The sequence below is a fragment of the Robertmurraya massiliosenegalensis JC6 genome, from assembly GCF_000311725.1.
In the GTDB taxonomy this organism is placed as follows: Bacteria; Bacillota; Bacilli; order Bacillales; family Cytobacillaceae; genus Robertmurraya; species Robertmurraya massiliosenegalensis.
This window is the reverse complement of record NZ_HE978516.1, coordinates 206,718-226,101: the sequence shown is the minus strand read 5'-3', so window position 1 is coordinate 226,101 and position 19,384 is coordinate 206,718. Positions and strand designations below refer to the sequence as shown.

The window sequence follows — 19,384 nt, the reverse complement described above, 5'->3', positions numbered from 1 at the left end:
TAATTCGGACAAGAAAGCCAAGATCCCCCGGAAGTGAGTCCGAATAAAGCAAGTAATCGGACAAGAGAGGCGTGAAATACGTGCCTGGAGTCCGAATCAAGAGCCGATTCGGACAAGAAAGCAGCAAAAGCGCAGAACGGTGTCCGATTAATAGACAGTGGCAGAGAACCAAAAACGAAAAGATGTTTTCCCAAAAAACACATACTTAAAAAGCAAGTCAGCAAGGAGGAATAAATGTTGAAAGAAGATCAAAAGGTGTATGATGTCACCATTATCGGTGGGGGTCCAGTAGGGATGTTTACAGCGTTTTATGGGGGGATGAGACAGCTGTCTGTTAAAATTATCGAAAGTCTCCCCCAATTAGGCGGGCAGCTTGCGACTCTTTATCCAGAAAAGTTTATTTATGATGTGGCAGGGTTTCCAAAAGTTCGTGCACAAGAGCTTGTCGACCGGCTGAAGGAGCAAATGTCTGTTTTTTCACAGACGGTTGTGTTAGGACAAACCGTTGAAAAAGTAGAAAAGCAAGAGAGTGGCACCTTCACATTAACGACAAATGAGGAGATTCACTATTCGAAAGCCGTTATCATTACAGCTGGTGTTGGAGCTTTCCAACCGCGTCGAATTGAATTAGAAAATGGTTGCCAATACGAGGGGAAGAACTTGCACTATTTTATCGATGATTTAAACAAGTTTGCTAATCAAAAGGTGATGGTGTTTGGTGGTGGAGATTCAGCGGTCGATTGGTCATTAATGCTTGAACCGATTGCTGAGAAAGTATCCATCGTTCATCGTCGTGATAAATTCCGTGCTCATGAGCATAGTGTGGAAAACCTTCAAAATTCAAAAGTCGATATGAAAACGCCGTATGTACCGGCTGAACTGATTGGGGATGAAGAGAAGATCCGCCAAGTTGTACTTCAAAATGTCACGACTGAAGAGAAAGAAACTCTAGATGTGGATGCCGTTATTGTAAATTACGGATTCGTCTCTGCACTAGGTCCAATTAAAGAGTGGGGCTTAAATATTGAAAGAAATTCGATCATCGTCAATTCAAAAATGGAGACGAATATTTCAGGCATCTATGCAGTCGGAGACATTTGTACGTACGATGGAAAAGTGAAGCTGATTGCAAGCGGGTTTGGAGAAGCGCCGGTGGCGATTAATGCAGCGAAACATTTTGTAGATCCAACGGCGAAGAAGCATGTTCCACATAGTTCAGATATGTTCAAATAATTAAGTGAACGATTTCAAGTGTGAAGGAGGACTCTTTGCCTCACACTTGAATATTTTTATACTTTTTAGTTGAAAAAGTTTAAAAAAGAAAATACAATGAAAGAGTAAATCGGTTTCATCACATTACATATTGGGAGGAATTTATAATGGCTAAGTATGAATTACCAGCATTACCATATGCAAACAACGCACTTGAACCACATATTGACGAACAAACAATGATGATTCACCATGATCGTCATCATGCAACATATGTAAATAACTTAAATGCAGCACTAGAAGGTCATGACGATTTAGCAAGCAAGTCTGTAGAAGAGTTGATTGCTAATCTTGATGCAGTTCCTGAAAGCATCCGTACGGCAGTAAGAAATAATGGTGGCGGACATGCAAACCATAGCCTATTCTGGACTCTTCTTTCTCCAAATGGTGGCGGAAATCCAACTGGTGAAGTAGCAGAAGCAATTAACAATGCATTCGGAAGCTTTGATGCATTTAAAGCTGAATTTGCTAAAGCAGGAGCTACTCGTTTTGGTTCTGGTTGGGCATGGTTGATTGTCGATAATGGTCAACTTGCTGTTACAAGCACTCCAAATCAAGATAGCCCATTAATGGAAGGTAAGACACCAATTCTTGGTCTTGATGTTTGGGAGCATGCATACTACTTAAACTATCAAAACAAACGCCCTGACTACATTCAAGCATTCTTTAATGTTGTAAATTGGGATGAAGTTAATAAATTATTTGCAGCAGCCAAATAAGAAGAATTGAAAGAAGCTCGGATCTAGTGGATCCGAGCTTCTAGTTTGTAGAATTAAATATAAAAAAGGTGATTAGACCAATCCCGTTCAATAAAAAGGCTAAAGCTAACAGCGTTTTTTGCAAACTAGTCAGTTGACTCACTTCTTTTAAAAGTAAGAGAGCGAATAGTATTCCTACGATACTTAGGGCGGTAGTACCCTCGAAGATCATGAGTCCAAGAACAGATAAGACGCCAATTCCCAAACTTCCAATAAGTTTCCCCTGTATATTGTTCACTGTTATATTCTGATTACTCAATGAAAGACCCACCTATCTATGCTTTGAGCGTAATCAAAAATCGACAATGATCATTTCCATCTGTTTTGCAACTTGCCCTACGAACATCATCGGTGCCGAGGACGCTTTTAAGGATGTTCGTCTCACATTGACAAGCCGTTTTATACTGATTAGCGACAGCAATGATGGGGCAATTATATTCGATCAGTTCAAATGTATTTTCATTAATTGGAGAGAGATCTGCCATATATCCTTTTTCGTTTTGAATGGCGACAATTTCTTCGATTTTTTCAACAGCGTTTTTTGGTGCCAAGCGCTGTGTATACTCAGATGTTAAACGTTCTTCTCTTTTGTGGAATAAATCATCAATCGATTCTTCTCCGTACATCGCTTCAATATCTTGTAAAAACTCAAGCGTGATGCCTTCATAATTTTTCGGAAAAAGTGTTTCTCCTTTATCGGTTAAAAGGTAAATTTGCAGAGGCCGCCCAATCGGTTGCTTCACTTCTTTAGAAAAAATGAGCTTATCTTTCTGGAGACTATCAAGATGTTTTCTGACGGCCATGTGAGAGATATTTAATTCCTCAGTCAGATCGTTCACAGTTAATGAGACTTGCTTCTTTAGCAATTGAAGAATTCGGTCCTTCGTAGAAATTTTGGTCGCCATGTCAAACACCTCGATTCTCAATATATGATGATTAATTATACTAGAAAGTATAAAAAATTGAAAGAATCATAAGAAAGACCACCCGCAAGAAAAGGGTGGTCTAGTTACTTATTTATTCTTGAAATAATCCATAAAAGCCTGAGAAATCTCAATTCCTTGATAGACCAATAACGAAATCGAAGTGAATGATAAAAAACCAATCATCAAATAACGAATCCACATACACTTTTACCCCCTTTGTTCATGATTAAATAAATGAAAAGGGAGCTTTAACCACATAATTCGATTGAAAGCGGATAGGTGTTAACATGGCGATAATTTTCTTATAGCGAATGAAGAGGTGAAGCATTGATGTACTCAACAACATAAAGAAAATGAAAGTCGTTATAAAAGTTGTTGATGATGTGACAAATTTTAAACTATCATCAAGAGGATGACCAGAATAAGCTTCAGAAAATTCATTTGTATGATTATCGATCGCAATATCAATTTTATAATGATTGATAAGATGTTCAGTATGACTAAAGGAGAAAATGGAGAAGAACATAATAAAAGCTACTATGATAGATTTTTTCATCGCTCCACACCCCTTTTTTAATATGTTAACATCATACACCAGTTGTAAAGAATGTAAAACTAATATCGTTCGCAATTTATGACATAATTCCTGTAAATAAAGGAAAATTCCTTTTTTTATAGAATTTAAATAGAATCAAAGCTTTATTGAGGTGAAAAATGGACCATACAATCATAAATACAATTGTTTCATGCATGGCAACAAATGAAGAGATGTCATCCATTCAAAGAATTCAAACAGAACATCGCATCAAATTGGTTGAAAGCTGGGGGATAAAAGCGGGAAGCAAAGTTCTCGAAATCGGGTGTGGACAAGGGGATACAACGGCTGTATTAGCCTATTTTGTAGGCGAAAATGGAGTTGTACAAGGAATCGATATTGCCCCACCTACTTATGGCGCACCGATTTCGCTCGGAGAATCTGCCGAATACTTAATGAAATCGCCATTAGGCAAGCAAATCAAGATCGATTTTGAGGTGGACGTGTTAAACGCAGGTAACTTGGGTTTTCCCGAACAGTACTTTGATTATATTGTATTTTCTCAGTGTTCCTGGTACTTATCATCCTTTGACGAATTATTTGAACTGATGAAAAAAGTGAAAAACTGGGGGAAGAGGCTCTGTTTTGCAGAATGGGATTTAAGAATTCAAACGCTTGAGCAGTACCCTCATTTGCTTTCAATTATGATTCAGGCTCAATACGAAGCTTTTAAGAAAGACAGTGAAGCAAATGTAAGAACTCTTATTACATATGATGATGCAAGGGAAATTATGGAGCGTGCTGGTTGGAATATTCTCAGGGAAGAAATAGTTGTTTCACCTGAGATGCACGATGGAAAATGGGAAGTCCAGATGGTTCTTGCAGATATTGAGGGAGAATTGAATCGTACGATTGATATGCCACAAAAAATGAAAGAGCTTATTCGCTCGGAAATAAAGCTGTTACGTAGTGCAGTGAATGGTTCAGAAATAAAGCCATTATCTGTTTTTACCTTTATTGCGGAATAGATGGTGTGGGTGAAGTGTTATGAAACAGGAAGTAATCATTAATATGCCGATTTTGAATCATGAAGTCCCAGAGCTAAGGGAACTCGTCGGTTGGGGAAGGCGGGATCGAGATTATCCAGCTCTTTTCGAACGCTGTAATTTCTGGGCTGGAGTTAGGTGTGACGAAGGAAAATTAATTGCCTTTGGTTATGTATGTGGAATGGGATTAGAACATGGGTATATGGAAGATATTATCGTTCATCCAGATTATCAAGGACAGGGAATCGGTGTTAAATTGGTAAAAGAACTACTATATGAATCTGAACGATTTGGTTTAGGGATTGTGACCGTCACCTACGAAGAGAAAAATACAAATTTTTATAGGGTTGCGGGTTTCACGCCAGGCTCAGGTGGGGTATGGCAGACGGACTAAAGATGTAGAGGACAGCAAAAAGAAAACTGTCCTCTATACATTGACAATAATTTGTCTATTTTCAACTAAATAAAGCAATGCATCTACAACTTCTGGATCAAATTGAGTACCCTTACTATTTCGAATCTCGTCCAAAGTAAATGATAAATCTAATTCCTCTCGGTACACGCGCCTCGAAGTCATCGCATCAAATGTATCAGCGACGGCAACGATTCTGGCACACAATGGAATCTCTTCTCTGCTCAAACCCCTAGGATAGCCAGTACCATCGAATCGTTCGTGATGGTAGAGGACAATGTCCAAAACACTACTTTGCCGGAAATTGGAAATGTGGCTAATCATATTATAGCCAATATATGGATGGCTTTTGATGATGCTATACTCTTCCTCAGTCAGCTTGTCTTTTTTCGTTAAAATATGTTCAGGGATGCCGATTTTTCCGATATCATGGAGCAGTCCCCCTATTCGGATAGCAGTGCATAATTCCTTTGGCAAATTCATCTTTTCGGCTATTTTAACAGCATACATCGAGACATTTTCCGAATGGTGATGTGTATAGGGGTCCCTAGAGTCGAGCGCATTTGCCAGGGCAGTTGTTAACTCCAAAATATCCATTCGAACCGTTTGAGCATAACGCATTAAGTATCTAGAAATAAATGAAATTAAAAGATATGTAAACAAATAGGTAAGAAAGGTGGCAAAAGTCGGGTTTGAATCATTGATGAGAAAAAATCTACAAATGACTAACAAAGTTGTAACGATGATTATAAATAAGAGAGAATGGTCATAAAATCCGACCCCTAAAAAAATTGAACTAAGAATATAGAAGATAAACATATTGGATTCATTTCCAAATTGAATTACGTTGAGAACGATCGCACAGGCGAGTACGATGAAAAAACTAATTCGAAAATATTTCGGGTAGTTTAACCAGCTATTAAAGGCATTTACCATTGTATTAGTCTCTCCCTGTTTTAAAGCAAAGTGGTAAAGGTTTTTATCGGAGTGAACAAAAAATAATAGCGGTCTGTCATGATACAATCATTTTCCCCTTAATAAAGGAGAGATATGTAATGTTCTTTTTCTAACGCATTGACATTCAAGGAAAAGGAAAATATAATGAAATCGTACAAAATTAAGGAGGATTATTAAAAAATGACACACTCAATGAGACTTCGTTTCCCCACTGTGAACTCGTAATTGAATACGTTCAGAAAGCTCTGTTTTGTGAAAACAGAGTAAGTGGGATCAGTCTGTCCTTTTTTAATCATCTTCATTTTATATGAGCCAATATCAAATTGGACTCTATTCAAAAAGGAAAGAAAGGTGGGATCGCTCTACCTTTCTTTATTTTGCTTTTTTTTAAGGAGCAACGCTTTTATAGCTTTTTCCACTTACTCTCAAGTCACAGGCAAAATGTCTGTGCTGTTTTTTTGTTACTTCACTAAAGAGCTTGAATGAAAAAAACAGTGGAAAGAGGTTTCAAAAATGGAAAAAGTATGTCTGGAATTAAAAAATATAGAGTTGTCCTTTTTAGATAAATTGGTGTTAACCATTCCGCGTTTAGCCGTTCATCAGTTTGATCGAATTGGGATTGTAGGAAAAAACGGCGTTGGCAAGAGTACGTTGTTAAAATTGATGGATGGGCAAATGACTCCTGAAAAAGGGGAAGTAAATAGATTTGTAGAGTTTGCATATTTTGACCAAATTTCTGTCCCCATTCAAGATGAGTTAGATCCGGAATTATTAGGTAAACTTTCGATTCCACAGACGGAGATAACAAATTTTAGTGGTGGAGAACAAACAAGACTGAAGCTTGCACAAATTTTTTCCACCTATTATGAAGGAATGCTGATTGATGAACCAACGACCCATCTGGATGAAGAAGGAACTCGAATCATCATTGAACAACTGACCTACTATTATGGTGCTCTTGTTCTTGTCAGTCATGATCGCTTTGTGCTGGATCAGTTGGTGACAAAAATATGGGAAATTGAAGATGGGACCATCACTGAATATACAGGGAATTACTCTGATTATGTGAGGCAAAAGGACCTTCAGCGTAAGCAGCAAGAAGAACAGCATGAAAAATATGTAAAGGAAAAATCACGATTATTAAAAGCGGCTGAAGAAAAAATGAAGAAAGCTGAGAAAATTACACAGGCAAATAATCATATTTCCAAAAAAGAAACGAAAGCCAAGGCCAATAAAATGTTTATGACGAAATCGAAGGATACGAGTCAAAAGGCAGTTCAACGTGCTGCAAAAGCGATTGAGCAACGGGTCGAGCAATTGGAAGAAGTGGCGGATCCTAAAGATGAACAAATCATCCGTTTTCACCAAGCACCAACTTTAAAGCTTCACAATAAGTTCCCAATTATGGCAGATCGATTATGTTTGAAGGTGGGGGACAAAATCCTTCTTGAGGAGGCAAGCTTTCAGTTCCCGTTAAATTGTACCATTGCCATTAGAGGAAATAACGGTTCAGGAAAATCAACGTTATTACGACATATTTATCAGCAGGGAGAAGGTCTTGTTATTTCTCCAAAGGCTGTTTTCGGGTTCTATGAACAAATGAGTTATCAGTTTAACAAAGATGAAGAAGTTCTTGCCTATATGAAAGCAAGAAGTGACTATGATGAACGGAAGATCCGTTCTGTCCTTCACTCCATGAATTTTAGTGGCAATGATTTGAAGAAAAACGTGCGTGATTTAAGTGGTGGAGAGGCAATTCGACTTATTTTATGTCAGCTGTTTTTAGGCCAATATAATATCATCATGTTAGATGAACCAACCAATTTTCTCGATCTTTTTTGTATCGAAGCATTAGAGAGATTTATCAAAGGGTATGATGGGACAATCTTGCTTGTATCCCATGATCGAACCTTTGTGGAGCGCGTGGCCGATCATGAATATATCATGGAGAATCGAAAAATAGTCTTAGTGAGGTAATCAAAAAAGAAGAAGCGTCTTTGATCCAATCGTTAACAGCATCCAATTGGCTAGAAATATGATAAAATGGGAGTAAGATTCCATCGGGCAAAGGGGGATATTCGATGGGGACCATAAAACAAATGTCAAATGAGTTAAGAGATTGGATTATTGAGACGCTGCATAGTGGGGTAAGTCCGGTTGTCATAGCTGATGGTCTTGTGAAAAAAGGGTTTAACCCGAGGTATGCGTATGAAAGTCTCTTTCAAATTGTCGGAAGTGAAGCGATTCAAACGTCTGAAGTTGAAACAGCACCATATTATTACGAAACGCCCGAGATAGGAAGAAAAGGGAATACGATTTACACGAGTGATCGAGAAATTAACATTCTTTCAAGAGTAGAAAAGCCTTTTATTTTGCACTTGGATCATGTGTTAAGTGACGAAGAATGTGAGCAATTGATCCGTCTTTCAAGTGCTCGATTAACGCCATCGAAAGTGGTCGATTCAGTTACTGGAGAAGAACGACAAGCGCCTGGTCGGACAAGTAAAGGCGTGTACTATTCGCTCATGGAGAATCCTCTTATTGCAAGATTGGAAAAAAGATTTGAGGAAATCACATCCTATCCAATCGAAAATGGCGAAGGACTTCAAGTGCTGAATTATTTAGTTGGAGAAGAATATAAGGCTCATTTTGATTATTTTCCAACGAATAAGGTTGATCACCAAAAGGGTGGACAACGAATCGGAACGCTCCTCCTCTACTTAAATGATGTCGAGGAAGGTGGAGAAACGGTTTTTCCAAAGGCTGGTGTTTCAGTTGTTCCGAAAAAAGGCTCCGCAGTTTATTTTCATTATGCCAATAGTATGGGGCAAGTCGACCGAATGTCAGTGCACAGTAGTATCCCAGTAGCAAAAGGGGAAAAATGGGTAGCGACAAAATGGATTCGAGAAAAAGGGATTTATTGAAATGGAAGATAAAAAAGGATGTATGGATCTGTGAAGCTCCTGAATAAATGGTTTTCAAAGGAAAAAAAACGTACGATTGAATTTTGTGAAAGAAATTTAAATCAATTTTTGAGCGAAGACGATGTTTCGAAGTATGAATCATATTTTAATGAAGAGCATGTCTTGTACAAGGAATATGAGTGTCAAAGTAAGTGTAAGGAGTGCAAAGAGGCTCCTTACGCTATCCTAAATGGTGAATTTATTACAGCGCAAACATCAAGTGAATTATTGGAAAAGCTAAAAAATCAACACTCGAATTCAGATATTCGACAAACCTGAAAAAACGCTTCATAATAAACTTATCAGATCGATTGATTTTCATATACGTTCGAAAATAAAAAACAACTTATATACTGTGATAAGTGTATAAAATGAAGTTTAACCAAACGGGAAAGGTGAGTTGAGTATATGGATAATGTTTCAGTTTTTAAAGAAGTAATGGGCAATTACCCAACAGGTGTAACTGTGGTGACAACGGTTGACAAAGATGGGACCCCGCTCGGGTTAACAGTAAATTCATTTGCTTCGGTTTCCATAGATCCTTTGATGATCCTATGGTCGATTGATAAAAAAGTCTCGTCCTATGAGCCATTTACGCAAACCGATCACTTTGCTGTACATGTTTTAGCAGAGGATCAAGGAGATATTTGTTCCTTGTTTGCGATGAAAGGCACAGACCGTTTTGCCAATTGTGAATGGAAGACTTCCGAGCTAGGTCTCCCCATTATTTCTGGAGCATTAGGGGTACTTCAATGTAAAACACATAAAACAGTAGAAGCTGGCGACCATACGATTTTAATTGGCGAAGTGGTAGAAATCGAAAACTTTGCAAAAGACCCGCTCCTCTATCATAAACGCAAATTTGGAAAAATCCCTGCTCAATTTTATAAGTAAAGCATAGAAGAATACCTTTCATTGGAAAGGTATTCCCTTTTTTCGTTTGGACAACATGAGAATAACAACATTGAATTATAGAAAGGTGAATCATAAATAATGGAAACAAATAAACCATATCAAGTATTGCTGTACTATATGTATGTACCAATTGAAAATCCCGAGGAGTTCGCAGTTGAGCACTTAGCTTTTTGTAAAGAGTTAGGTTTAAAAGGGAGAATTTTAGTAGCAGCTGAGGGAATTAATGGAACTGTGTCTGGTCTAGTAGAACAAACAGAGCAATATATGAAGAAGATGAAGGAAGACCCTCGTTTTGCTGAAATGGTCTTTAAAATAGATGAAGCAGATGGTCATGCATTTAAGAAAATGCATGTACGTCCTCGTAAAGAATTGGTCACTCTGCGTTTAGAGGATGATGTCAATCCGAATGAACTAACAGGAAATTATTTAAGCCCAAAAGAATTCTATGAAGCGATGCAGGATCCGAATACAGTTGTGATCGATGCCCGAAATGATTATGAATTTGATTTAGGCCATTTTAAAGGAGCTGTGCGTCCGGATATTAAAGCGTTCCGTGAGTTGCCGCAGTGGATCCGTGAAAATAAAGAAAACTTTGAAGGGAAAAAAGTTCTGACGTACTGCACAGGCGGGATTCGTTGTGAAAAATTCTCTGGTTGGCTTGTGAAAGAAGGTTATGAAGATGTAGGTCAGCTTCATGGTGGAATCGTTACGTACGGAAAAGATCCGGAAGTTAGAGGACAACTATGGGATGGTCAATTATATGTCTTTGATGAGCGTATCAGTGTACCGGTTAATCGCGTAGAGCATGTCGTTGTTGGGCGCGATCATTTTACTGGTGAGCCATGCGAACGCTATGTTAATTGTGCAAATCCTGAATGTAATGATAAGATTTTATGTTCAGAGGAAAATGAGCATAAATATATGCGCAGCTGCTCACACGAATGTCGAGTTCATCCAAGAAACCGTTATGTTGTCGAACACGGATTGACTGAAGAACAAGTGGCAGAGCGACTAAGTAAAATTGAAGAGTCGTCTTCTGAGACTGTTTAACCTAAAACCTCTATTTATTCGTTTATATAGTGAAATGACTCAGATAAAAAACTGTAGAGAGAAAACAACGAGGTGAAATAATGAGTTTTCAAGTTAGCAAAGAAGCGGCTCAATGGTTTAAAGAAGAAATGGATTTACAGGCGGGAGACTTTGTTCAGTTTTATGTAAAACTGTATGGCGGTATTCCAACCGTCCATCCAAACTACTCCTTAGGGATTTCTTTTGGCAAAGAAGGTACTGTTGCGATTAAAGATGAGGTTGAAGGCATTACATTTTATTTCAATGATAAAGATGAATGGTTTTTAGAGGACTATAACTTAAACATTGAAGCTAAGAATGATGATGACGTTGAATATATTTTTACAGAGAAGTGAGTAAAAAAGCTCGGGCGCATCCCGAGCTTTTTTTGTCAGAAATTCACAAATTCCATCGACTTGTCGATAAGTGTTCGATAAAAGGTTCGTATAAACGGTAGTAGTATCGGTTTGAAAAAATAACAGGAGAAATTCCGCTTAATGAGCAACCATCATGAAAAATAGCCGAATTAACAGGAAAAAATCCTGCTATTCTCTCAAAAAATGCCAAAATAAACGATTTTGCCCTCCGTAAGCGGAAAATCTTCCGTTATTTCCCTTAAAAGGGACTTCATTGAGGAGATAACAGGAAAAAATCCGCTTCGCTTAAGAGTGAGAAGTGTTTGGAACGAATTAGACAAACCGGAAGCTTCCTACATTTTGTAGATGCTTTTTTTCTACTTTTTTCAATTAACGAAACTGTTAGGTTATTTTTATTATGTATAATTAGTACACAATGGAGGGGCATAATATGGTAATAAATTCTGCAACATCCTCAGATGCACCTGTCATTCATCGTTTAATGATTTCGGCATTTAAGGAATATAAGGGTGAAATCCCGCCATCGAGTGCTTTAGACGAAACTGTACAATCGGTATCGGAAGCTTTAGAAAATGGAGAAAAAGCATTGATTGCTTTTGAAGAAAACAATCCAGTCGGTATGGTCCGTTTTCAAATAAAAAATCAGGGTTTATATTTTTATCGATTGTCAGTTCTTCCTGAAAAACAAGGAAAAGGCATTGCAAAAAAGATCTTAAAATCGCTGGAGGACTATGCTAATGGTGTTGGTGTAACGACAATATTCTGTAAAGTTCGTATGACATTACCTAAGAACATACAACTATATAGTTCTATTGGCTATGTTTCTTATGATGAAGAGATTGTCTATAAACCGAATGGGATAAATATAAAAGTGATTTCGATGAAGAAAAAACTTTAGTTACATCTATATTGGAATCGTGAGAACTGTCACATAAATGCTCCATGGTTACATATATACTAGATTTATGTTCTTGGATAAGGAGCAAGTCTATGTATCAATTTTTCAGTGAAATTAGTAATTTATTATCTAAGCCTTTAATTAATATCGGTTTGCAGACGATGAGTGTTCCGATTTTATCAGCTTTTATACTTGGGATTGTTGGGGCGGTGTCGCCATGTCAATTTACCGGGAATTTAGGAGCGATTACGGTGTACGGAAATCAGTCCTTGCAGAAAAGTGTGGCGTGGAAGGGCGTATTTTACTTTATATTAGGAAAAATCGTTGTGTTTTCAGGACTCGGACTTTTGATTTGGTTTGTCGGAAATGAACTAAAAGAAACGTTGATGCTCTATTTTCCATGGATTCGTAGAGTCGTCGGACCCATCCTCATCATTATCGGTTTATTCATGCTAGGACTAGTTAAGTTTACGAGAGTGATATCCTTTAGCATATTTAGAGAAAAGTTTGAGAGGAAAGGAAGCCTCGGTGCTTTTTTAATAGGCGTGAGTTTTACGTTAGGATTTTGTCCAACGATGTTTACTCTCTTTTTTGTCACCTTAATGCCAATGGCAACAGCCGTATCATACGGAGCTATTTTACCTGTATTCTTTGCTCTCGGAACCTCTCTTCCCGTAGTGTTAGCAATCTTTCTTATTTGGTACTTTGAACTAGGTGGGACATTTGTGAAAAAGAGTGGAAGGAGAATCGGGCATGTAGTGCAAAAATTAGCAGGTATCCTTTTACTTGTTTTAGGGGTTCTAGATACCCTGACATACTGGGCATTCTAAGGCCAATACAATCTTTTTAGGGTTGTATTTTTTTTTGTGGTGGCAACGTGAACTCTCGTTTCAATACCGTGCCATTCGGAACAAGCACGGTCTACAATGGATTCCCACAGTAAGAAATCGTACGCAAGTCTTGGCATGTCTATTAGATCGCTCCATTCTCGACATCCGCCATTATGCGTTAAACCCCCGCAATTATCGCCAAAACCCCCGCAATAAATCGAAAAACATCCGCAATTATCGCCAAAACCCCCGCAATCCCGCTCCGAGCCCACCATCTAGCATTCAATTTAAAGCATTCCAACGCCACATGTTCATAAAAATTTCAAATTTCCCCACAAAAAATGAAAAAACTATTTCCCAAAAACACGCCGAATATAATATACTATATATTAATAAGTATAACACATTTATAAATTTATCATAAAATAGAACATATTATTTAATAAGTTGAGGGTGGTGGAATTGATTAAACTTACAAAGCGCCAAGAAGAGATCCTCCAGATAGTGAAAGAGGAGGGGCCGATTTCGGGGAAGGAAATCGCTGACAAATTGTCATTGAAACGTGCAACCTTAAGACCGGACCTTGCGATTTTAACGATGGCAGGCAATTTAGAAGCGCGAACGAAGGTTGGATATTCCTATAAGGAAAGTGCAAATGAAACGACTTACAAAAATATTGCGGAACAGCTTGTCAGTGATTATAAAAGTCATCCGGTTGTCGTCCGGAATTCTTCCTCTGTTTACGATGCGATTGTCCAAATCTTTTTAAAAGATGTAGGAGCTATATATGTCGTCAATGATGAGGGGCATTTGGTCGGAGTCATTTCCAGAAAGGATCTATTAAGAGCAAGTATGGGGACACAAGATCTTCGTGAAATTCCGGTTAATGTCATTATGACGAGAATGCCAAACATTATCACGATTCGGCAGGAAGAAACGCTTCATGCAGCAGCGAAGAAAATGATTGAGCATCATATTGATTCCTTGCCAGTAGTACTAGAAATCAACGAAGAAAATCATACATATAAAGTGGTTGGACGCATTACAAAAACAACCATTGCGAAGGCTTATATGGAGCTAAGTAAAAGCCACACGGTATAGGGGTGAAAGGATTTTGGGAGAAAAAGAAACGGTCTTTGTCGTATCAGACTCAGTTGGAGAAACTGCCGATCTTGTTGTCAAAGCTGTCGCAACCCAATTTAATGGAGGGTTTGTGGAGCTACGAAAAAATGCGTTTGTTGAAGATTACGAAGATATTGAAGATGTTTTATTAATGGCGAAGCAAGTGCCATCACTTATTGCCTACACGATCGTTGTGCCAAATCTTAAAGACTATTTAGACCGGCGGGCCAAAGAAGAAAATTTAATCGCTGTCGATTTATTAAGTCCGCTTATGAATGCCTTTAGTGCGAGGTTCAACAAAAGCCCAAAGAATCAGCCAAAGCTTATGCGGCAGCTCGATGATTCCTATTTTAGAAGAATTGAAGCGATTGAATTTGCTGTAAAGTATGACGATGGCAGAGACCCACGAGGGCTTTTACATGCTGATATCGTGCTTGTGGGAGTATCGCGTACTTCGAAGACACCGCTATCGATGTATTTAGCTCATAAACGTTTTAAGGTTGCAAATGTTCCGATTGTACCTGAGGTAGCACCACCAGAGGAGCTTTTTCAAATATCACGGAATAAATGTGTGGGCTTAATTATTAGTCCGGATAAACTTAACTCTATCCGAAAGGAACGCTTGAAGAATCTCGGGCTCACTGCACATGCCAATTATGCCAGCTTTGAACGAATATTAGAGGAATTAGATTATGCAGAGAAAATCATGAAACGCCTTGGCTGTCCAGTCATCAACGTGTCCGATAAGGCAATTGAAGAAACTGCTGATTATATTTTAAATACACTTAAAAAATAGCCGGAGAGGAGCTTGGATCATGAAGAAATTTGTCTATATGTTCAATGAAGGAAATAGCCGTATGAAGGAACTGTTAGGGGGAAAAGGAGCCAATCTTGCTGAGATGACGGCGATTGGGCTACCAGTTCCATTTGGCTTTACGATATCGACTGAAAGCTGTAACAATTATTATGATGAAGGAAAAAGGATTTCTCCTGAGATTGAGGCGCAGATCCTCCATTCCTTAAAAGTCTTAGAAGAAAAAACAGAAAAAAAACTCGGTGATCCAACTAATCCGCTACTTGTGTCCGTTCGTTCTGGAGCTGTATTCTCGATGCCGGGGATGATGGATACGATATTAAATCTAGGAATGAATGATGAGACGGTAAAGGGGATGGCGCATCTTACTGATAATCCGCGTTTTGCTTATGATTCTTATCGCCGCTTTATCCAAATGTTCTCAGATGTCGTACTTGACGTCGATACTTTTTTCTTTGAACAGCTGCTTGAAGAATACCGTGAACAAAAAGGCTATGCTTCTGATCCAGAGTTAACAGCAGAAGATTGGCAGGTCGTAATTGCTAGTTATAAAAAAATCGTTAAAGACCGGACTCGAAAGGAGTTTCCACAGGATCCAAAAGAGCAGCTATTCCTATCGATAAAGGCAGTATTTGATTCTTGGAACAATCAGCGAGCCATTGTTTACCGTCGTTTAAACAAAATTCCAGATCATTTAGGGACGGCTGTCAACATTCAAAGCATGGTGTTTGGAAATATGGGAAATGATTCGGGTACAGGAGTTGCTTTTACAAGAAATCCATCAACAGGTGAAAATCTTTTATACGGGGAATATTTAATTAATGCCCAAGGGGAAGACGTGGTCGCAGGAATTCGCACTCCTCAACCGATTCTAACATTAGAGAGAGAAATGCCAACTGTCTTTCAGCAATTCTCACAAACTTGTCATCTACTAGAAAAGCATTACGAAGATATGCAAGACATTGAATTTACGGTTGAAAAAGGGAAGCTGTTCATTTTACAAACGAGAACAGGGAAGCGGACGGCGCAAGCAGCGATTCGCATAGCCGTTGAAATGGTAAAAGAAGGCTTGATTGATAAAAATACGGCACTTCTCCGCGTCGATCCTGATCAGTTGAATCAGCTTCTCCACCGTCGCATTGATGAATCCTATGCTCGTCAAATTTTAACAAAAGGGTTGCCAGCTTCACCAGGTGCAGCAACTGGGCAGGTTGTCTTTGATGCTGATGAGGCTGAAGCATTAGGGAATGAAGGGAAAAAGGTAATTCTGGTGCGCCCAGAAACAACTCCTGATGACATCCATGGAATTATTGCGGCGCAAGCGGTTGTAACGAGCCGTGGGGGAATGACGAGTCATGCTGCAGTCGTAGCTAGAGGAATGGGGAAAGCATGTATTTGTGGATGCGAAGCACTGAAAATCGATTTGAAGGCAAAGCAATTCTTCGTGGGGGAGACGGTTATCTCCGAGGGTGAAATGATCACAATTGATGGTGCTACAGGAGAAATCATGATGGGCGAAATTCCAATGATAGAACCACAGCTCTCTGAGGAATTCCAATTACTTTTACAATGGGCAGATGAAACGAGGAAGCTTGGAGTGAGGGCGAACGCCGATAATCCAGAGGATGCCAAGAAAGCATTTGAATTTGGTGCAGGTGGAATTGGCTTATGCCGCACAGAGCATATGTTTATGGATGCAAAAAGAGTCCCAATTGTTCAAAAGATGATTCTTGCGGAAAACTATGCAGAACGGAAGGAAGCTTTAAATGAATTACTGCCGATGCAGCAAGGGGATTTTGAAGGCATTTTTGATGCAATGCATGGTTTCCCAGTCACGATTAGATTATTAGATCCGCCATTACATGAATTTTTACCTGATAAGGAAGAGTTATTAGTCGAAGTGACGAAGCTGCAAATTTTGAATCCTGATGCTCCAGAATTGGTTGAAAAGGAGCTTCTTCTGAAAAAGGTTCGTCAATTAGATGAGTTCAATCCAATGCTTGGGCACCGTGGCTGTCGCTTAGGAATGATTCATCCAGAAATTTATGAAATGCAAGCAAAGGCAATCTTTTATGCAATTGCTAACTTAGAAGATAAAGGTGTTTCCGTTAAACCAGAAATTATGATTCCGCTTGTAGGTCATGTCAATGAACTGAAAGAAATGCGTCAACTTGTGATAGATTCCGCTCTTCAAGTACAGGAAGAAACGGGGAAGAGTTTCGAGTATTCTATCGGAACGATGATCGAAATCCCTCGGGCAGCACTTACGGCCGATGAAATTGCCGAAGAAGCTGACTTTTTCTCCTTCGGAACGAACGATTTAACACAAACGACTTTTGGTTATAGTCGGGATGATGCGGAAGGAAAATTCTTGCAAGCATATATTGAAAACAAAGTGCTCCCGGAAAACCCATTTGCTGTTCTGGATCGTGATGGGGTTGGAAAGCTCGTTGAAACTGGTGTCAAGCTTGGAAGGGCGACAAAGCCGGAGCTGAAAACAGGAATTTGCGGTGAGCATGGTGGTGAAAAGAGTTCGATTGACTTTTGTTATGAAACGGGATTGGATTATGTGAGCTGCTCTCCATATCGAGTTCCGTTGGCAAGATTGGCAGCGGCTCAGGCAACCATTCGTAAACAAGAGAAATCACTACAGGTTCAAGTATAACTATAGGAAAAGACGTATCAATACGATACGTCTTTTCTTTCTGTCATGGCTTTTTAAGGAGATATTGTTTATCTACATAAATATAGTTTGTATACAAAATATATTTACACGAATAATATTTTGCGGTATAATTGCACTTATTGCTTTGAGGAGTTGTTTCGTATGTCAATGGATAAATCAATTGGCTCAGCGTCCGTTCGTTTAAGTAAAAAGATTACACGGATCGTTAATTTTCATTTAAAGCCCTACCATATTACTACAGAACAGTGGGCCGTATTAAGAACGCTTCATGAAACCGATCAGATTACTCAAAAAGAGCTTTCACATAGAACCGATAAGGATCAAGCGACCCTCACGAAAATTCTTGATTTAATTGAGAAAAGAGGGTGGATCCAAAGAATTTCAAATCCAGCTGACAGGCGTTCCTTTTTAATTGAAATTACAGAACAAGGAAGAGCCTTAGTGCAAGAGTTAACCTCTTATATAGAAGAAATTTTTACGAAAATGATTGCTGACATCGAACAAGAAAAACTCAAAGTTTATCAGGAAGTCATGCATCTAATGGAAAGCAACATCGATCAATTACTAGATAGAGAGTAGGAACCATATTGAAAGAAGCATCTAAGTTATGGACAGGACGCTATATCACGATTTTAGTGATGGCTTTTTTATTTTTTCTCGGAATCCAGATTTTAACTGCGGGTTTTCCAGCTTATATTACAGATTTGAAAAATAATCCGACACAGGGTGGAATGATGACCACCGTATTTATGTTGTCTGCGATTATGACAAGACCATTGATTGGCTACTTCATGCATAAAGTGAATTTGATGGTGCTCAATATGGCAGCTCTTGTCCTCGTTGCCGTATCCATTGGCGCAAGTTATGGACAGGATTCCACCGTCTTACTCCTTTGTTTGCGCGCTCTACATGGGATAGGATTTGGCATATTATCGACCGTTTTAGCGACGATGGCAACAAATATGATTCCGACTAAAAAGTTAGGTGAAGGGATTGGCTATTACGGGCTGGCGACTAGTGTAGGCACAAGTATTGCTCCTATGATCGCATTATCACTACTGCAACTAACTTCTTATAATTTCATGATTCTATTAACGGTAGGACTTACAATCGCTACGCTGGTGATTTCCTTTTTTGTAAAATCACCACAAAAAAATCCATTGCCACAAAAAAAGAATATTTCTTTTAAAGAATCGATTTTTGATAAAGATGCCTTTATTCCATGTAGCCTAACGATCTTTTTTACGATTTCATTAGGCGGGGTCATTAGCTTCATGGGAGAGCTTGGCAAAGAGGCTGATTTAGCAGCTTCGGTGCCATTTTTCTTCTTAGTTTTATCGATCATGATGGTCCTTGTTCGACCGTTATCAGGAAGATTATTTGATCGTTATGGACATAAAGTGATCCTTTATCCAGGTGTGATGAGTGGCATAATTGGTTTAATCCTATTAGCAATAATGGATAGCACGGGTATCCTTCTTCTAGCAGGGATGTTTTATGGAATTGCTTATGGGGTGGTTACTCCAACCCTTCAAGCAATTGCGGTGAAAAAAGTAAAGAAGGAAAAACAAGGTACAGCGAATGCGATGTTTTTTTCCGGAATGGACTTTGGAATTGCGATTGGTTCAATCGGACTTGGAGCATTAGCTGCTATTACTAGCTATCACTTTATTTATGGTTTCTCCATTGCGTTTTTAATCATGCTTCTTTTGATTTATACAGTTGTCTTATTTGAAAGGAAAGGACAGGTAGATAAAAAGATATCAGAAGTAATGTAAAAAAAATGCTCCGCGCTCGATATCGAG

22 protein-coding genes are annotated in these 19,384 nt (G+C 38.7%); 18 read left to right on the top strand and 4 right to left on the bottom strand.

From position 1 onward, the window contains the following. Window positions 1–237 precede the first annotated feature (237 nt). Complete coding sequence (locus BMSHG_RS20010; RefSeq protein WP_026073553.1) at window positions 238–1,233, top strand: NAD(P)/FAD-dependent oxidoreductase; 996 nt, start codon at window positions 238–240, stop codon at window positions 1,231–1,233. 146 nt (window positions 1,234–1,379) lie between these two features. Further along, a complete protein-coding gene (locus BMSHG_RS20005; RefSeq protein WP_019156254.1) occupies window positions 1,380–1,991 on the top strand; it encodes a superoxide dismutase in 612 nt (203 codons plus the stop codon). A 40-nt stretch (window positions 1,992–2,031) separates the two neighbouring features. On the opposite strand, the gene BMSHG_RS20000 is transcribed toward BMSHG_RS20005, so the two are convergent. From BMSHG_RS20000 to BMSHG_RS19985, 3 genes are all read right to left on the bottom strand, one after another. After that, on the bottom strand, window positions 2,032–2,289 hold the full coding sequence (locus BMSHG_RS20000; protein ID WP_019156253.1) for a hypothetical protein: 258 nt from the start codon (window positions 2,287–2,289) through the stop codon (window positions 2,032–2,034). A 16-nt stretch (window positions 2,290–2,305) separates the two neighbouring features. Next, window positions 2,306–2,935 (bottom strand): helix-turn-helix transcriptional regulator, encoded by a 630-nt coding sequence (locus tag BMSHG_RS19995; protein WP_019156252.1) that lies wholly within the window; start codon window positions 2,933–2,935, stop codon window positions 2,306–2,308. A gap of 247 nt (window positions 2,936–3,182) precedes the next feature. Then, window positions 3,183–3,512 (bottom strand): hypothetical protein, encoded by a 330-nt coding sequence (locus tag BMSHG_RS19985; protein WP_019156250.1) that lies wholly within the window; start codon window positions 3,510–3,512, stop codon window positions 3,183–3,185. 158 nt (window positions 3,513–3,670) lie between these two features. On the opposite strand from BMSHG_RS19985, the gene BMSHG_RS19980 reads away from it, so the two are divergent. Next, window positions 3,671–4,519 carry a class I SAM-dependent methyltransferase gene (locus BMSHG_RS19980; RefSeq protein WP_019156249.1) on the top strand — a complete coding sequence of 283 codons (849 nt, stop codon included), beginning with the start codon at window positions 3,671–3,673 and terminating at the stop codon, window positions 4,517–4,519. A gap of 19 nt (window positions 4,520–4,538) precedes the next feature. Continuing rightward, the gene (locus BMSHG_RS19975) at window positions 4,539–4,931 is read left to right on the top strand and encodes a GNAT family N-acetyltransferase (protein ID WP_019156248.1); all 393 of its coding nucleotides are present in this window, start codon (window positions 4,539–4,541) and stop codon (window positions 4,929–4,931) included. Between the two features lie 33 nt (window positions 4,932–4,964). Here BMSHG_RS19975 and BMSHG_RS19970 read toward each other — a convergent pair whose 3' ends face one another. Then, window positions 4,965–5,885 carry an HD-GYP domain-containing protein gene (locus BMSHG_RS19970; RefSeq protein ID WP_019156247.1) on the bottom strand — a complete coding sequence of 307 codons (921 nt, stop codon included), beginning with the start codon at window positions 5,883–5,885 and terminating at the stop codon, window positions 4,965–4,967. Window positions 5,886–6,086: 201 nt separating this feature from the next. On the opposite strand from BMSHG_RS19970, the gene BMSHG_RS29475 reads away from it, so the two are divergent. The 14 genes from BMSHG_RS29475 (at window position 6,087) to BMSHG_RS19905 (ending at window position 19,357) form a co-directional block, all read left to right on the top strand. Continuing rightward, on the top strand, window positions 6,087–6,131 hold the full coding sequence (locus BMSHG_RS29475) for an erythromycin resistance leader peptide (protein WP_148347013.1): 45 nt from the start codon (window positions 6,087–6,089) through the stop codon (window positions 6,129–6,131). Between the two features lie 288 nt (window positions 6,132–6,419). Then, window positions 6,420–7,883 carry an Msr family ABC-F type ribosomal protection protein gene (locus BMSHG_RS19965; RefSeq protein ID WP_019156246.1) on the top strand — a complete coding sequence of 488 codons (1,464 nt, stop codon included), beginning with the start codon at window positions 6,420–6,422 and terminating at the stop codon, window positions 7,881–7,883. A 104-nt stretch (window positions 7,884–7,987) separates the two neighbouring features. Beyond that, a complete protein-coding gene (locus BMSHG_RS19960) occupies window positions 7,988–8,830 on the top strand; it encodes a 2OG-Fe(II) oxygenase (RefSeq protein ID WP_019156245.1) in 843 nt (280 codons plus the stop codon). 18 nt (window positions 8,831–8,848) lie between these two features. Beyond that, on the top strand, window positions 8,849–9,148 hold the full coding sequence (locus BMSHG_RS19955; protein WP_019156244.1) for a DUF1450 domain-containing protein: 300 nt from the start codon (window positions 8,849–8,851) through the stop codon (window positions 9,146–9,148). A gap of 129 nt (window positions 9,149–9,277) precedes the next feature. Beyond that, on the top strand, window positions 9,278–9,763 hold the full coding sequence (locus tag BMSHG_RS19950; RefSeq protein ID WP_019156243.1) for a flavin reductase family protein: 486 nt from the start codon (window positions 9,278–9,280) through the stop codon (window positions 9,761–9,763). Window positions 9,764–9,862: 99 nt separating this feature from the next. Next, window positions 9,863–10,834: an oxygen-dependent tRNA uridine(34) hydroxylase TrhO gene (trhO, locus tag BMSHG_RS19945; RefSeq protein WP_019156242.1), complete on the top strand. Its 972-nt coding sequence runs from the start codon at window positions 9,863–9,865 to the stop codon at window positions 10,832–10,834. 80 nt (window positions 10,835–10,914) lie between these two features. Further along, window positions 10,915–11,208 carry a HesB/YadR/YfhF family protein gene (locus tag BMSHG_RS19940; protein WP_019156241.1) on the top strand — a complete coding sequence of 98 codons (294 nt, stop codon included), beginning with the start codon at window positions 10,915–10,917 and terminating at the stop codon, window positions 11,206–11,208. A gap of 451 nt (window positions 11,209–11,659) precedes the next feature. Next, window positions 11,660–12,127 (top strand): GNAT family N-acetyltransferase, encoded by a 468-nt coding sequence (locus BMSHG_RS19935; RefSeq protein ID WP_019156240.1) that lies wholly within the window; start codon window positions 11,660–11,662, stop codon window positions 12,125–12,127. Window positions 12,128–12,219: 92 nt separating this feature from the next. Continuing rightward, entirely contained in the window at window positions 12,220–12,957 is a 738-nt protein-coding gene (locus tag BMSHG_RS19930; protein WP_019156239.1) for an urease accessory protein UreH domain-containing protein, read from the top strand. A gap of 462 nt (window positions 12,958–13,419) precedes the next feature. Then, window positions 13,420–14,058, top strand: a complete 639-nt coding sequence (locus BMSHG_RS19925) for a helix-turn-helix transcriptional regulator (protein WP_019156238.1) — start codon at window positions 13,420–13,422, stop codon at window positions 14,056–14,058. A gap of 13 nt (window positions 14,059–14,071) precedes the next feature. After that, on the top strand, window positions 14,072–14,875 hold the full coding sequence (locus BMSHG_RS19920) for a pyruvate, water dikinase regulatory protein (protein ID WP_019156237.1): 804 nt from the start codon (window positions 14,072–14,074) through the stop codon (window positions 14,873–14,875). A 19-nt stretch (window positions 14,876–14,894) separates the two neighbouring features. Next, window positions 14,895–17,558: a pyruvate, phosphate dikinase gene (gene ppdK, locus BMSHG_RS19915; RefSeq protein WP_019156236.1), complete on the top strand. Its 2,664-nt coding sequence runs from the start codon at window positions 14,895–14,897 to the stop codon at window positions 17,556–17,558. Between the two features lie 162 nt (window positions 17,559–17,720). Continuing rightward, window positions 17,721–18,158 carry a MarR family winged helix-turn-helix transcriptional regulator gene (locus BMSHG_RS19910; protein ID WP_019156235.1) on the top strand — a complete coding sequence of 146 codons (438 nt, stop codon included), beginning with the start codon at window positions 17,721–17,723 and terminating at the stop codon, window positions 18,156–18,158. A gap of 8 nt (window positions 18,159–18,166) precedes the next feature. Further along, window positions 18,167–19,357, top strand: coding sequence for an MFS transporter (locus tag BMSHG_RS19905; protein ID WP_019156234.1), 1,191 nt, complete (start codon window positions 18,167–18,169; stop codon window positions 19,355–19,357). Window positions 19,358–19,384 lie beyond the last annotated feature (27 nt).

What these genes read in the sequence shown, in the direction of transcription:
- BMSHG_RS19955 (WP_019156244.1), top strand. Translation starts at nt 8,849, where the DNA reads ATGTATGGATCTGTGAAGCTCCTGAATAAATGGTTTTCAAAGGAAAAA.
- BMSHG_RS19985 (WP_019156250.1), bottom strand. Translation starts at nt 3,512, where the DNA reads ATGAAAAAATCTATCATAGTAGCTTTTATTATGTTCTTCTCCATTTTC.
- ppdK (WP_019156236.1), top strand. Translation starts at nt 14,895, where the DNA reads ATGAAGAAATTTGTCTATATGTTCAATGAAGGAAATAGCCGTATGAAG.
- BMSHG_RS19935 (WP_019156240.1), top strand. Translation starts at nt 11,660, where the DNA reads ATGGTAATAAATTCTGCAACATCCTCAGATGCACCTGTCATTCATCGT.
- BMSHG_RS20005 (WP_019156254.1), top strand. Translation starts at nt 1,380, where the DNA reads ATGGCTAAGTATGAATTACCAGCATTACCATATGCAAACAACGCACTT.
- BMSHG_RS19930 (WP_019156239.1), top strand. Translation starts at nt 12,220, where the DNA reads ATGTATCAATTTTTCAGTGAAATTAGTAATTTATTATCTAAGCCTTTA.
- trhO (WP_019156242.1), top strand. Translation starts at nt 9,863, where the DNA reads ATGGAAACAAATAAACCATATCAAGTATTGCTGTACTATATGTATGTA.
- BMSHG_RS19910 (WP_019156235.1), top strand. Translation starts at nt 17,721, where the DNA reads ATGTCAATGGATAAATCAATTGGCTCAGCGTCCGTTCGTTTAAGTAAA.
- BMSHG_RS19975 (WP_019156248.1), top strand. Translation starts at nt 4,539, where the DNA reads ATGAAACAGGAAGTAATCATTAATATGCCGATTTTGAATCATGAAGTC.
- BMSHG_RS19970 (WP_019156247.1), bottom strand. Translation starts at nt 5,885, where the DNA reads ATGGTAAATGCCTTTAATAGCTGGTTAAACTACCCGAAATATTTTCGA.
- BMSHG_RS19980 (WP_019156249.1), top strand. Translation starts at nt 3,671, where the DNA reads ATGGACCATACAATCATAAATACAATTGTTTCATGCATGGCAACAAAT.
- BMSHG_RS19965 (WP_019156246.1), top strand. Translation starts at nt 6,420, where the DNA reads ATGGAAAAAGTATGTCTGGAATTAAAAAATATAGAGTTGTCCTTTTTA.
- BMSHG_RS19940 (WP_019156241.1), top strand. Translation starts at nt 10,915, where the DNA reads ATGAGTTTTCAAGTTAGCAAAGAAGCGGCTCAATGGTTTAAAGAAGAA.
- BMSHG_RS19995 (WP_019156252.1), bottom strand. Translation starts at nt 2,935, where the DNA reads ATGGCGACCAAAATTTCTACGAAGGACCGAATTCTTCAATTGCTAAAG.
- BMSHG_RS19950 (WP_019156243.1), top strand. Translation starts at nt 9,278, where the DNA reads ATGGATAATGTTTCAGTTTTTAAAGAAGTAATGGGCAATTACCCAACA.
- BMSHG_RS19960 (WP_019156245.1), top strand. Translation starts at nt 7,988, where the DNA reads ATGGGGACCATAAAACAAATGTCAAATGAGTTAAGAGATTGGATTATT.